The following is a 12,490-nucleotide window of genomic DNA, read 5'->3' on the forward strand; positions in this document are numbered from 1 at the left end:
ATGGCTCTAGACTCAGAATCTCAGTACTAACCATTCGCTCAAGGGTTAATCCTTGGATGCTAACCCATAGGGGTGATATTTAATCCGGAATTGCCCCAAGTACTAGCCCTAGTTAGGTTGCTGATACGACCTATTGTCTTAGCTCAGCCTTACCAAAAGGATTACCACCAAACCTGTAATTAACCATGCAAGGCCTCAACGTTGGGGTTAGCGTGATTGTGGGAGCAACGAAATCGTAAACGCCTAAAACCACAAACGGCTCGCAAAATGGAGCCGCTTGTGGGAGAGAAGAGAGAGGAGAAGGTTTGACATGAATATAGCAAAACTAGCTTAATTTGTCAAGTAGCAAATCGCCTTGCACACTAGCCCAACGTTGTATGGTATCATCGAATGCCACATCCTACTAAAACACTACGCTCATTGCCACCAGCGATCATGTGGGTTAGGAGCACGCAACTATGTCCTTCGGAAGCGTTTTTATTGCCATGGAAGAATCCATGAGCGATCAATTGATTGATCAAGCTTTGGTGGAGATTCCAGGTTACCGCAAATTGCCCCTCACCAAGCAACAATTGGCTCAACGGGTGCTGATTACCGTTCATGCCTTCGGAATGGATTTGGATGAGGAAGAACCCCATTTTTACCGTACCCACCTCGAAGAAGGGGCTTACCAACGCGCCATGCAAGGCCTGCCTATCGACGATTTTGAGCAATTGGTGTTGCTCTGGCACCGCCGGGGCATCGAAATGCTTATGGCCAAATTCGAGCACCCAGCTGAGCATGTCGCCCTTTTACGCCAAACGTTAAAAGTTATTCAATCGGGGCTAGCTGGGTTATATCGTGGCTATGATCGGGCACGGATCGGCCAACTCGACCGCCAACAGGCAATTTTGAGCGAATTGGCGCTCCCGATTATTCCAGTCTACAAGCATATTTTGGCAGTTCCGCTGATTGGGGTCATCGATAGCAGCCGTGCGCAGCAAATGATCGAGCGTTTGCTCGATGAAATTACCACTCTCAAAGCTCAAATGGTCATCCTCGATCTCACAGGTGTACCATTAATTGATACTGGCGTGGCCCACCATTTGCTTAAAACCGTGCATTCGGCCCGTTTACTCGGTGCACGGGTGATTATCGTGGGGATTCGTGGCGAAATTGCCCAAACCATGGTCCATTTAGGCATTGATCTGAGCGAAATTACGACCCGCGCCAATCTCCAAGCAGGCGTAGAATATGCCCTCGCTTGTACTGGCTTTGCAATTCGCCCATTGTAGCGTGGGCAGGGAATTTGGATTATGGCTAACCAAACGCCGCAACACGATCATTCACATCAATTAAGTGCTTTAGCCGCCCGCGAACGCGAGTTGATCAAACATTTAATCGAACACCCCACGATTAGCAAAAATACCAATCATCAATTTGAGGCCGACCAAACCTTTGGTGAGCGTTTGGCCGATCGAGTAGCGGCGTTTGGTGGTTCATGGCCCTTCTTGATCGGCTTTTCCAGTGCTTTGCTCGGTTGGATGCTGCTGAACGGGCTATTCTTGACCAAACCGTTCGATCCCTATCCCTTTATTTTGTTAAATTTGGTGCTATCGAGCGTTGCAGCCTTGCAAGCGCCAATTATTATGATGTCGCAAAGCCGTCAGGCCGCCAAAGATCGGCTTGATGCCAGCAACGATTATGAAATTAATCTCAAGGCCGAGCTGGAAATTCAGCGCCTGCATAACAAAATTGATGATCTACGCGAAGCTCAATGGCACGAGCTGGTGCAGCTCCAACAAGAGCAAATTCGCTTGCTCAACCAAATTTTAAGCCAACGCCCTGAATAAGCACCCAACTCGTTAACTTTCCGGTTATGTTGCCTTGCCATACTGCTACTATCAATCCTAAAAGGCTTTCAATCCTAGGAGCAAGCAGATGGATGCAGCACTCAGAAAATCACAACGCCACGGCAACCTGTTGTTGGTTGGTTTGTGTCTGCTTTTATTATTGATTGGCATGCATTTGGGCTATCAATTGGCCCATTCCACCCAGCAACAGTTTCGTGCAGCTAACCCAGCAATTAAATGTAATTACCTTTGTAAAATGAGCATCAGCGAGTAAAAAATACTTTTGTGTGTCGGTTTAAAAGTAATCAATATCTCAATTTCAAGTTCAAATTAACTGTATTCATATGTGTTTAAACTGAAAATTGTTCATTTTAAGCTTCTCATTCAAATTTCTTGCAGATGTATTCAGTACTTCTAGCCTAATACCACATTAACCATTCGGTACGTCCTAAAAAATGACTAGGCCAAAGGAGCGGCTATTTTAGTTTGTGCTGCTACAAAAGTACTTGACTAGAAGTACTAACGCTTATTTCACAGAAGTACGGTAAATAGTTAACGTTTTGGTTGATTGTGTTAATTGCTTTTTTAATAAAAAATAAAGATATAAATTATTGATTTGGTTCAGTGAGCATCAGCATTACAATCAAGCACCACACTCGCGAGCCTTCAGCCATTGCGAGAGGTTTGTATGTCAGGTAGCACAATTCAGTTTCCACAAAAATTTCAAGGTATTTTCAAGCGTTCTCAAGCCAGCTTCGCCCCCCATCTCCAAGTCGCCCGCCAGTTACTCAATAGTCTCAATATTCCAGCGCCATTGCAACATGTCTGGGATTATGTAGTCGTGGACAATCCACAGCCATCGTTCATTCTACTGCCCTTGCTTTTTTTAAGTTTGGCTGAGCAATTGGGCGGCATTACACCAGCCCATCAACGGGCGTTGCCAGTAATTATGTTAACCATGGAAGCGGTTGCAGTGATGGACGATACGGTCGATATTTCCAGCCGACGTTCGGAGCGAGCAACCGTGCCTGCCCGCTTCGGCGTAACCCAAGCCACGCCGATTGCCACCAGCCTCACCGCAACCATCGCCGAATTGGCGGTCGAAATTGACCCACGTTTGGTTCAGCCAACCATGAATTTTTTGCGCGAATTAGGCGCTTTGCAAATTTGGGAAGTCGAACATAGCTACCCTGAGCAGGCTGAATGGGACGAATGGATGCAGCAACGCTATCGCCAAGGCCAAATTGCCACCGAATTTGCCCTCAATTTAGCCCTGATGTACCACCGCCAAGCGCCATTTCCGGCCACGCCTGCCTATTTCTTTGCCCAAATAATGCAAGATGTTGATGATGTCGTGGGCCTTTTAGAGCAACGAGTGCAATTCGGCGAGGGCTGTGATCTTCAGCGCGGTCGGGTTATTGCCCCACTGGCTGATGCGTGTGATAATAATATTCAGCTAGCTAGCTTAATCAGCCAGCTTTGGCGTAAAAAACAAGCCTTGTTGGCCGAATCCAATCAAACAACCTTCCAACAACTCAACCAACATGTGCTGGAAGCCGGATTAGCCACAACCCTTGATCGCTTGACCCAGATTGCCATAGCCTGCGAAGAACAAACACCGCCAGCGCTCCAAGCCTGGATGTATGATGTGATTTGCACTTTTATGGCTCGCCTCAGCGGCGTTGGCCTAGCGCAAACCCAAACAGCCTAGTGCTATGGCACGCCCACTGATGGCTTACAATCATGATAGTCGCGGCTATCAGTGGAGCAATCATGAAGGATGGATGGGGCAATTTAGCGCAATCATGGTTCAACGCCTATCAACGCATCGGCCAACAACTTGATCCATTGCCGTGGATTACATGGCTGATTGCCTGCTTTAGTGTGGGAGTCGGCGCTCTCGGCTTAACTGGCATCGATCAAACCGCGCCTAAACTCTTAATTTGGATCGATTTTGGCCTAGCGTTGTATCTGTTTTGGCTGGGATGGGTGGTCTATCGCCGCCCAAACTTGAGCTGGCCGCGCTGGCTGATTGTGCTCAGTATGACTTCAACCTGTTTGATCGCCCTCAGTATTGTCGAGCTTGAAAGCGCCGCAGTCGTCTTGGTGACCGTGCCAATTTTGTTGGCAATTATCACGACCGGACGTTTATGGCCAATTATTAGTTATCCGGCGTTTATGCTAATTGCGACACTGGTTCACCCTGCTGGCTGGAGTTTGTTTAACCCAGCGGTGATTGTGTTTAATTTGTTGTTGTTTTTGACGATGTGGCAATTGCGCAGCTCGGCCAGCCGCGCCACCCAAATTCAGGTGTTGGCCAAAGCCCAGCTTGAGCAAGAACAACAAGCGCGTCAATTTATTCGCTTTTTTCAGCACGAATTACGCGGCTATAGCAGTGGCTTAGAAGGTTTAGTACCAATTTTTGAGCGTTTTTTGGCCAACGCGCCGCAACAAAATGCTGGTATTAGCAGTGACGAAGCCTTGAGTGCCCTCGCCACCACAACCCAACATCTCAAGCAATTAACCACACAACTATTAATTTTAACTCGCGATGGGGTTTTACAACCCCAACAATTACAAACTCTCAATTTAGCCGAATTATTACAACAAATTGTCAATGAGGTGCGCACTTCACATCAGCTTGATGCTGAGCACCTGCGTTTGAGTTTATGCAAACAGCAACCAGTCTTGATTAAAGGCAATGATTTGTTTATTACTCTAGCCTTACGAACAATTATTCAAAATTCAATCGAGGCCAACCCAAGCTCAATCGCTGGACAACAGATTAGCCTTGAGTGCTGTACCAACAACGAAATGGCCGTAATTAGCATTAGCGATCAAGGCGCTGGTTATCCCAACGAATTGCTGCAACGGCTCGCTACCAATCAGATTCCGGCAGTGCTAGGCTGGAGCGGCAAACTTGGTGGCAATGGCCTAGGCTTGGCATTAATTATGCAGGTTGCTCGTTTGCATCAAGGCTCGGTTCGTTTTGAAAATCAAGCTCAAGGCGGCGCACGCACCAGTTTGGCCTTGCCGCGCATTTAGGCAATGAGCTGATTGGTAGCCCATGGCACGGGCAAGCCCACACACGTCCAGCCTGCGCCATGCAAGCGCTGCTGATAAATCCATTCGATGGCTTGGGCAACCTCGTTTTGGGCTAAATGCTTGCTGATAAAGCCATCGAAGCCAACCGAACGAAACAAGCTATCAACATCTTCATAGGCGCTCCAGCCAATGAGCAAGGCCTCGGGATGCAAGGCTGGGTGCAATGTGCGATTGGTACGCAAGCGATAAATAATATGCAGCGGCGTGCGCCCAACCATCGCATAATCAACCACCATCAAACGAATACTTTGGGCTGGATATAAATCGAGTTGACGTTCGAGATCGCCAACCGAACTAACCCGATCACAGCCATAGCTTAAATTGCGCAACAAACTCAAACGTTGATCGGCGATCGCTGCTTGGAGGCCTAAGGCAGCGGCTGGTTGATCATCAACAATTACCACATATGGTTGATTTGTAAGCTGCATACTGCTTTCCTTTCACGCCATTTTTATCAGCTTTACAAGGTCAAAACAGGCTTTTTGATTGCGGCTTGTGGCTGTAATCTTCCTTGTTCGCTTGATTATACTGTGATTCAATTACGAAAACTACCATCAATAGTCTGAGTATTTAAAGGTAGTTGGGCATGGCAAATTCTTGCAGCAAACGCCTTTTAGGCTGAGCCAAAGTTCAGTCGTAAAACCGATGCCCCGCCCCACGAACGGCCTATAATCAAGCAACAATCGCAATCGCAGCCTTGTAGAAGGGTCGTTATGAGCAGTGAAAATCCAATTTATCCAGTGGTAACGGGCCAGCAAATTTATTTTGCAACCCTGCGCCATGAGCATGTTCCGTTGTATGTACGTTGGTTTAGCGACCTTGGTATGAGTGCCAATCTAGGGTCGCTCGGCTTTGCTGCCACGCTTGAAGATGAAGAAGCATGGTATCAACAAGCGTCACGCCAAAACGCCGAACGCATAACCTTTGCCATCCATATCAAAGAAACTGACCAGCCGATTGGCAACATTAGTTTGTTTGAAATCAATCACCGTCGCCAAAGCGCAGCCTTAGGCATTTTGATTGGCGAAGCGAGCCAGCGTAGCAAAGGTTATGGCACCGAGGCTGTGCGTTTGATGGCTGAATATGGCTTTTTCTTCTTGAATTTGCACAATATCAAGCTTTGGTATTACGGCTACAACGCCCGAGCTGGCCGCGCCTACGAACGGGCAGGCTTTCGCGAGGCTGGGCGGGTACGCGGCGCAATCCCCTTGGGCAATCAGCGCTACGACGAAATTTTGATGGATATTGTGCGCGACGACGTTGATTTGCGAGCTATGAGTATGCTGGTTCCTGGGGCAAATCATGACTAAGCTGTGGCAGCCCAATCCTGCGCTGCTCTATCATCTCAGCGAAGATGCCACGATTAGTCAATTTGCGCCACGTCCGCATCCGCGCAAGCCCGAGCATCCACCAATCGTTTGGGCAATTCAAGGCAGTCTTGTGGCAAATTATTTGTTGCCACGAGATTGCCCCCGCATCTGCATGCGCTGCGATCAGCAGACCAGCCCCGACGATCAAACTCGTTTTTTTGGCTTGAGCAACGCCCAAACAATTATCGCAATCGAGCATGCTTGGCTCGACCGAATTCGTGCGACGACCCTGTATGCCTATGCGTTTGAGCAGGCAGATTTTGAGCTTGCGGATGCAGCGGCAGGCTATTGGATTAGCTTTCGTCACGTTGACCCAATCGCCATGCATCCAATTGATGATCTCTTGGGTCAGCTTGTCAGTTTGGGGGTTGAATTACACGTCATGCCCAATTTATGGCGTTTGCATGACTCGGTGGCCCAATCGAGCCTGCAATTTTCGATGATTCGCATGCGCAATGCCACGGCACGTAGCGAATAGGTCACCATGGGTAGTGCTTCCTCCCCCCAGCGGTTGCGCACAGCATGCTATAATGGGCGCGTTGTCAGCCATAAGGAGCATTCTCAATGATTGACCGTATTGCAGAATTATTAGGCGATGAAGCATCGTCACTCTTAGAACATCAATCGAAAACGATTAGCAAAGATTTGATCCATCAACCAGGGCCAGATTTTGTTGATCGGGTCTGGACTGCCTCAGATCGCAGTATTCCGGTATTGCGCAACTTGCAAAGCCTCTATGGCACAGGCCGCTTGGCCAACACTGGCTATCTTTCAATTTTGCCAGTTGACCAAGGTATCGAACACTCCGCTGGTGCTTCATTTGCCCCAAATCCTGCGTATTTCGACCCTGAAAATATTGTAAAACTTGCTATCGAAGGTGGTTGTAACGCCGTTGCTTCAACCTTTGGGGTGCTGGGTTCAGTTGCCCGTAAATATGCCCATAAAATTCCGTTCGTGGTCAAAATCAACCACAACGAATTCTTATCATATCCCAACAAGTTTGATCAAATCTTGTTTGGCACAATTAAAGAAGCCCACGAAATGGGCGCTGCCGCAGTTGGCGCAACCATCTACTTTGGCTCAGCCGAATCAGGCCGCCAAATTGTTGAAGTTGCCCAAGCCTTCAAGATGGCCCACGAGTTGGGCATGGCCACAATTCTGTGGTGCTACTTGCGTAACAACGCATTCAAGAACAGCACTACCGACTTCCATGTTTCAGCCGACTTGACCGGCCAAGCCAATCACTTGGGTGTAACGATCGAAGCCGACATCATCAAGCAAAAACTGCCTGAAAACAACGGCGGCTACAATGCAGTTACCTCAAAAGACAACCCATATGGCAAAACCGACAAGCGCATTTATAGCGAATTGACCAGCGATCATCCAATCGACTTGGTACGCTATCAAGTTGCCAACTGCTACATGGGCCGCGCCAGCTTGATCAACTCAGGTGGTGCATCGAGCGGCGAAAGCGACACCGCCGAAGCAGTCCGCACCGCCGTGATCAACAAGCGTGGTGGTGGCGCAGGCTTGATTTCAGGCCGCAAAGCCTTCCAACGCCCAATGGCCGAAGGTGCAGCCTTGTTGCAAGCCATCCAAGATGTTTACCTGTGCGAAGACGTTACCATCGCCTAAACATCGCGCAATCAGCCAAATCAAGCGAGTGCATAGCCTAGCTATGCGCTCGTTTTCAGTGGAGCACAATTATGGCATCCTATGATTATCGCACTCGACGCGGGGTTGACCCAATTAGTTGGCAACGCTTCGAGGAACTAACCCGCCAGCTTGCCGTGCAAATTGCCCCATGGGGACCAGAACTCGTCTTGGGGATCGCCCGTGGGGGCTTGTTTCCGGCCACCTTGCTTTCATATGCCCTGCGCCGCGAACTCTACCCAATTCGCTTAACCCGCCGTTTTGAAGATCAAGTTGTGCGGCGTGACCCATCGTGGTTGGTTAAACCACCCGAAAAAGTGCGCAATCGGCGGGTGCTGATCGTCGATGAGATGGCTGATTCAGGCCAAACCTTGTTGGTCGCGGCGCTGGTAGTGCGCGATATGGGTGCTGCTGATGTCAAAACTGTTGCGCTCTACGCTCATACGTGGGCTAATCCACGGCCAGATTATGTAGGCTTGTTATCAGATCAACTGATTATGAACCCGTGGGATCGCGAAATTTTGCAGGATGGTCATTTTGTGCAGCACCCTGAATATACGGCGGCAATTCGCGCTCAGGATGACGAACAACCATCGGAACAACCATAAAACTATAGTAAAGTAGGACTGTTGCGCTATAGGCAATAACGACAAAATCTACTACATTGCAGCATAGTCGTTAACTTTTTTAAGGATACGCACATATGCGGGCATTGGTTGTTAGCAGTTTAAGCATTTGCTTTACCATGCTCTTAGTGGTTGCCCTCTTAACCGCGCAATCATTAGCTGGGGTAGAGCAAGCCCAAGCACAAACTATCGGGGCGCAACAAGCCGCACAAACATTTCAGCATCACATCCAACAAACGGCGGTTAATATAGCCTTCTATCGCCTAATTGATCATGGGGCTAGTCGCATTCAATCCGCCGCCTCAATCAAGCCAATTTACATTCCAGAACACATTTTAGGGCGCTATCAACTGACTATGCAACGCTAATTGGCTTGCATGTAGCGCCCATTCCGTCGCCTGCTCCCATCAATTGCGGGAGCAGGCGGTCATTTTCAGCCGTGCAAACGCTCAAAATAGGCTTGCATCGCTTCGTTGTGCAAGGGAAACGCCAACACTTGCGGAGCATCGATCACCACTAAGGCTTCGGTTTCGCTGCGATCAAAGTCGTTTGGTACATCAGTACGACGAATCGGCTGGGCCAAGCCAAAAATCAAAATCATGCCATCGGGCGTGCTGCGCGTCCACCAATCGCGAATACTGTGCGGATCGAGCTGAATATTCGTTTCCTCGAACACCTCGCGCACTCCAGCAGCTTGCCAACTTTCATCGACGTTAACAAAGCCGCCAGGCAAGGCCAATTGACCTTTGCGCGGCTCGATTGCCCGCCGCACAGTTAATAATCCGCGCTCAACTGGCAATAAAATCACACTGACCGGAATTGGATTACGATAGGTCGAATTGCCACATGCGCTGCAAACGCGCGGAAATCCTTGTACCGCGCCAAACGCCGCCCCACACCAATGACAATGCTGAAACGCTGGCATGCAATCTACCTCATCAAATGCAGAATCTGAAGTTTAGCTTAACTGAGCCACGCTAAAAAAACAACAGCGTATCGCCACTGATACGCTGCTACAATCACCCATCATGGCCTAGCTTCATTACAATAAGGCTGCTCCATGGTCAACCAAAATCGACTGAATGCGCCCACGGGCGGTAGCAGGATCGTGAAGTTGGGCAACTGGCACTTCTAACCGGAAATGACAGCCATCACGCACTCGTTCATCGGGATGCCAATAGATCTTCGTGATATTCAGGCTGGTACGAATCGTGCGCATTGCACGCCATAAAATCGGGACGGTCGCTTCCACTGGTACTACAATAAATGCACTCGAATCAACGGCCATGCCGAACCTCCTTTGGGTAGAATCACCCGTGTGGTATAGGACAGATGTTTTGGCGATTGTAACGATGCAGTGTAGCAAGCTTTGACCAAGATTTCAAGCCCCTTGATCACGCATTTGGGTGATTAACGGGTGGTACTTAATCACCCATTGATAGTATAGCTATCTACCCATATTAATCAAGATTAATTTTTACAATTTCAGACTTATTCGCGCTGACTGCTCAAACAAACGTTCATGTGTTCGGCATGATCTGCCAGTTGTTGGCCTTGATCGAGGCTCAAACGCCAAATTTCTTGCACACATTGCCATCCTTGCGCTTGATAGAAGCGTTTGGCACGGTGATTACTAGCGGTTACATACAACTGTATCCGTTGATAGCCCTGTGCGCTGGCCCATGCTTGGGCTAGGTTAAGCAAGCTTTGCGCCACGCCAAGCCCTCGAACTTCTTGTACAACATACAATGCCAGTAACTCTGCCCAGTTACGATGCTTAAATAATGCTGATCCCTGCTGACCTGCCAGCATCAACAAACCAATTGGAGTTGAGCCATGCCATGCCAGCATCGTTATACCACGTTGATTCAGCGCTTGATCGATCAAAAATGTATGTAAGGCCTCGCGCCAATCTGGCGACAAGCTAAAGTAGTGATCAAGCGATGTGTTATAGTAGTGTAATCCTTCAAACAGTTGTGCAACCGCCCATTCCTCATGAGCTTGCGTCGGGCGAATTTCAAAAGCAATCGTCATAGCGTTTTGGGTATCCTTATGCCTGCAAACAATCCTTATTGGTTCTACTGATTATGCGTTGTTTTTGGATGCTTGCCTGCATGCAGCAAAAAGTAGGCCATTCCAAACTGGAATGGCCTAGAATAATACCAGTGATCGCTATGTTAATGGGTTACAAAACTCCAAATCGTACCATCCCAACCATAAGCTGCACCATCCAAGGCTGGGCAAGCATGGCCAAGGTAGCGATCAAGCGTGCTTTGCCAAAAGCTTAATCCCGCGCGATTGCTCGCTAAACAGCGAATCTCCCACGTCGCTGGGAAGCGATCGAACAACAGCCACGCTGTTTGCTGCGCCAAGCCTTGACCACGCGCATGCGGCTCGACGTAAAATTCAGCAATCGCCAGCGTCGTTTGCGGCAGCAAGGCATAGCGATTCAGCAGCACAAAGCCGATGCGCTGCTCAGCTCGTTCGATCCACAATGGCACGCGCTCGGCATCTTCCCAATAGCTCTTTAAATAGGGATACTCGCCGCTTGCTGTCGGATCAAGCTCAGCTAGATAATCAGCGATTAGCGCGGCTAATTGGGCTTGTTGCTCAACCAAAATTGGCCGTAGTTGGATTAGCTGCATAATCCTAGCTCACGCGGGCTTGCACTTCGTCAGCCACCTGCGGCGGATCGCTCATTGTAATGCTGATGGTTGGCGTGCGATGCCAATTGGCACAATCACGCAGCATCACGGCCAGATCGTCGTATAAAGCTTCGCTTAGCTCGATGTTTGGTTCCAAATGCAGGGCATGCACCCGAAAAATCCCAGCACTGCGCTCAGCCTTGGCATCAATCCGCCCAACTACTCGATCTTTCCAGAGAATTGGCAAGGTGAAATAGCCATAGCGTCGCTTGGGCGCTGGGGTATAGCATTCAAGCCGATAGTCAAACTGCCAAAAATCCAGCGTGCGTTGGCGATCCCAAATTAAGTTATCGAAGGGCGAAAGCATCGTCGTCAGACTGGGCGTGGGTGTTTGCTCCAACAAATGGCGCTGGTCATGATGAATATAGGCTGGAGTTTTCCAACCTTCCACATGCACCTCAATTGCCTTGCCTTCAGCCGCCCAAGTTTGCAAGCGTTCTTTGATGCCTGGTCGGCGTTGGCGAAAGTAATCGGGCAGATGCCGCTCGGTGGCAATCCCCATCGCCCGCAAGCCACGCTCACTCAATTGCTCGGCGGCTGCCTCAAAACTAAGCACATCGCGATCATCCCAATCGGGCACAACCCGCTCGGTCAATTCATAAACCCGTTGGAATTTCTCGCGGCGCACAATCATCAATTCGCCCATGCCCCAGAGGATATCGAGCGCCGATTTGGCTGGTTTCCAATTCCACCAGCCACCGCCAGCATGATCGGCTGGGGCTTCAAAATCGGCTGAACGCAACGGGCCACGTTCGCGAATCATGGCCAGCACACCATCAGCCACCGCCTTATTTTCCTCGAGCCAACGCCGCGACCTGTGCCAATCGTGGATATAGCGCAACATCGCTGGACGCAGCAAGGGAAATAATTCGATCGGCAAGAACGAGGCTGCATGTGCCCAATATTCAAATAATTGACCCGCCGGATATTGCAATTGCTCAAACCAAGCAGGATCATAATCACCCAAACGGCTCCAGAGCACAAAGTAGGGCGCACGTGCTACCACATTGATCGTATCGATCTGGACAATTTGCATGCGCTGGATGGTTTGTTGCAATGTGGTTTGATCAACAGTGTTGGGACGACGATCTAAGCCTTGGGCAGCAATTGCAATCGCCCGCGCTTGATCAAGCGAGATAGTCCGAGTCATACATCATCCTTAATTCAAACTCAACCGACACAACGAGGCCACATGTTGA

16 protein-coding genes are annotated in these 12,490 nt (G+C 49.2%); 10 read left to right on the forward strand and 6 right to left on the reverse strand.

Translation table 11 applies throughout. From position 1 onward, the window contains the following. Positions 1–458 precede the first annotated feature (458 nt). From DEF47_RS19765 to DEF47_RS19785, 5 genes are all read left to right on the forward strand, one after another. Positions 459–1,274, forward strand: coding sequence for an STAS domain-containing protein (locus DEF47_RS19765; RefSeq protein WP_012190474.1), 816 nt, complete (start codon positions 459–461; stop codon positions 1,272–1,274). Between the two features lie 21 nt (positions 1,275–1,295). Further along, positions 1,296–1,832, forward strand: a complete 537-nt coding sequence (locus DEF47_RS19770) for a DUF1003 domain-containing protein (protein ID WP_012190475.1) — start codon at positions 1,296–1,298, stop codon at positions 1,830–1,832. A gap of 88 nt (positions 1,833–1,920) precedes the next feature. Continuing rightward, positions 1,921–2,106, forward strand: a complete 186-nt coding sequence (locus tag DEF47_RS19775) for a hypothetical protein (protein ID WP_041304567.1) — start codon at positions 1,921–1,923, stop codon at positions 2,104–2,106. Between the two features lie 414 nt (positions 2,107–2,520). Then, complete coding sequence (locus DEF47_RS19780; RefSeq protein WP_012190476.1) at positions 2,521–3,543, forward strand: polyprenyl synthetase family protein; 1,023 nt, start codon at positions 2,521–2,523, stop codon at positions 3,541–3,543. A gap of 62 nt (positions 3,544–3,605) precedes the next feature. Further along, positions 3,606–4,877, forward strand: a complete 1,272-nt coding sequence (locus DEF47_RS19785; protein ID WP_012190477.1) for a sensor histidine kinase — start codon at positions 3,606–3,608, stop codon at positions 4,875–4,877. Here the strand turns inward: DEF47_RS19785 and DEF47_RS19790 are convergent. Further along, positions 4,874–5,365: a response regulator gene (locus DEF47_RS19790; protein ID WP_012190478.1), complete on the reverse strand. Its 492-nt coding sequence runs from the start codon at positions 5,363–5,365 to the stop codon at positions 4,874–4,876. The genes DEF47_RS19785 and DEF47_RS19790 overlap by 4 nt on opposite strands. Positions 5,366–5,650: 285 nt before the next feature. Here DEF47_RS19790 and DEF47_RS19795 point away from each other — a divergent pair, with 285 nt between their 5' ends. From DEF47_RS19795 to DEF47_RS19815, 5 genes are all read left to right on the forward strand, one after another. Next, complete coding sequence (locus tag DEF47_RS19795) at positions 5,651–6,247, forward strand: GNAT family N-acetyltransferase (protein WP_012190479.1); 597 nt, start codon at positions 5,651–5,653, stop codon at positions 6,245–6,247. Next, on the forward strand, positions 6,240–6,785 hold the full coding sequence (locus tag DEF47_RS19800) for a DUF6886 family protein (RefSeq protein ID WP_012190480.1): 546 nt from the start codon (positions 6,240–6,242) through the stop codon (positions 6,783–6,785). The genes DEF47_RS19795 and DEF47_RS19800 overlap by 8 nt, the downstream gene beginning before the upstream one ends. A gap of 86 nt (positions 6,786–6,871) precedes the next feature. Next, a complete protein-coding gene (locus DEF47_RS19805) occupies positions 6,872–7,942 on the forward strand; it encodes a class I fructose-bisphosphate aldolase (RefSeq protein WP_012190481.1) in 1,071 nt (356 codons plus the stop codon). Positions 7,943–8,013: 71 nt separating this feature from the next. Further along, on the forward strand, positions 8,014–8,568 hold the full coding sequence (locus DEF47_RS19810) for a phosphoribosyltransferase (protein WP_012190482.1): 555 nt from the start codon (positions 8,014–8,016) through the stop codon (positions 8,566–8,568). A 95-nt stretch (positions 8,569–8,663) separates the two neighbouring features. After that, a complete protein-coding gene (locus DEF47_RS19815) occupies positions 8,664–8,954 on the forward strand; it encodes a hypothetical protein (RefSeq protein ID WP_012190483.1) in 291 nt (96 codons plus the stop codon). A 65-nt stretch (positions 8,955–9,019) separates the two neighbouring features. Here DEF47_RS19815 and DEF47_RS19820 read toward each other — a convergent pair whose 3' ends face one another. The 5 genes from DEF47_RS19820 to DEF47_RS19840 form a co-directional block, all read right to left on the reverse strand. Further along, positions 9,020–9,511, reverse strand: coding sequence for an NUDIX domain-containing protein (locus tag DEF47_RS19820; RefSeq protein WP_012190484.1), 492 nt, complete (start codon positions 9,509–9,511; stop codon positions 9,020–9,022). Between the two features lie 117 nt (positions 9,512–9,628). Then, positions 9,629–9,874 (reverse strand): hypothetical protein, encoded by a 246-nt coding sequence (locus DEF47_RS19825; protein ID WP_041304569.1) that lies wholly within the window; start codon positions 9,872–9,874, stop codon positions 9,629–9,631. A gap of 203 nt (positions 9,875–10,077) precedes the next feature. Continuing rightward, entirely contained in the window at positions 10,078–10,620 is a 543-nt protein-coding gene (locus tag DEF47_RS19830; RefSeq protein WP_012190485.1) for a GNAT family N-acetyltransferase, read from the reverse strand. Between the two features lie 143 nt (positions 10,621–10,763). Continuing rightward, positions 10,764–11,231 carry a GNAT family N-acetyltransferase gene (locus tag DEF47_RS19835; protein WP_012190486.1) on the reverse strand — a complete coding sequence of 156 codons (468 nt, stop codon included), beginning with the start codon at positions 11,229–11,231 and terminating at the stop codon, positions 10,764–10,766. Between the two features lie 4 nt (positions 11,232–11,235). Continuing rightward, the gene (locus DEF47_RS19840; protein WP_012190487.1) at positions 11,236–12,441 is read right to left on the reverse strand and encodes a winged helix-turn-helix domain-containing protein; all 1,206 of its coding nucleotides are present in this window, start codon (positions 12,439–12,441) and stop codon (positions 11,236–11,238) included. Positions 12,442–12,490 lie beyond the last annotated feature (49 nt).

The organism is Herpetosiphon sp., from assembly GCF_003512625.1.
Lineage (GTDB): Bacteria > Chloroflexota > Chloroflexia > Chloroflexales > Herpetosiphonaceae > Herpetosiphon > Herpetosiphon aurantiacus.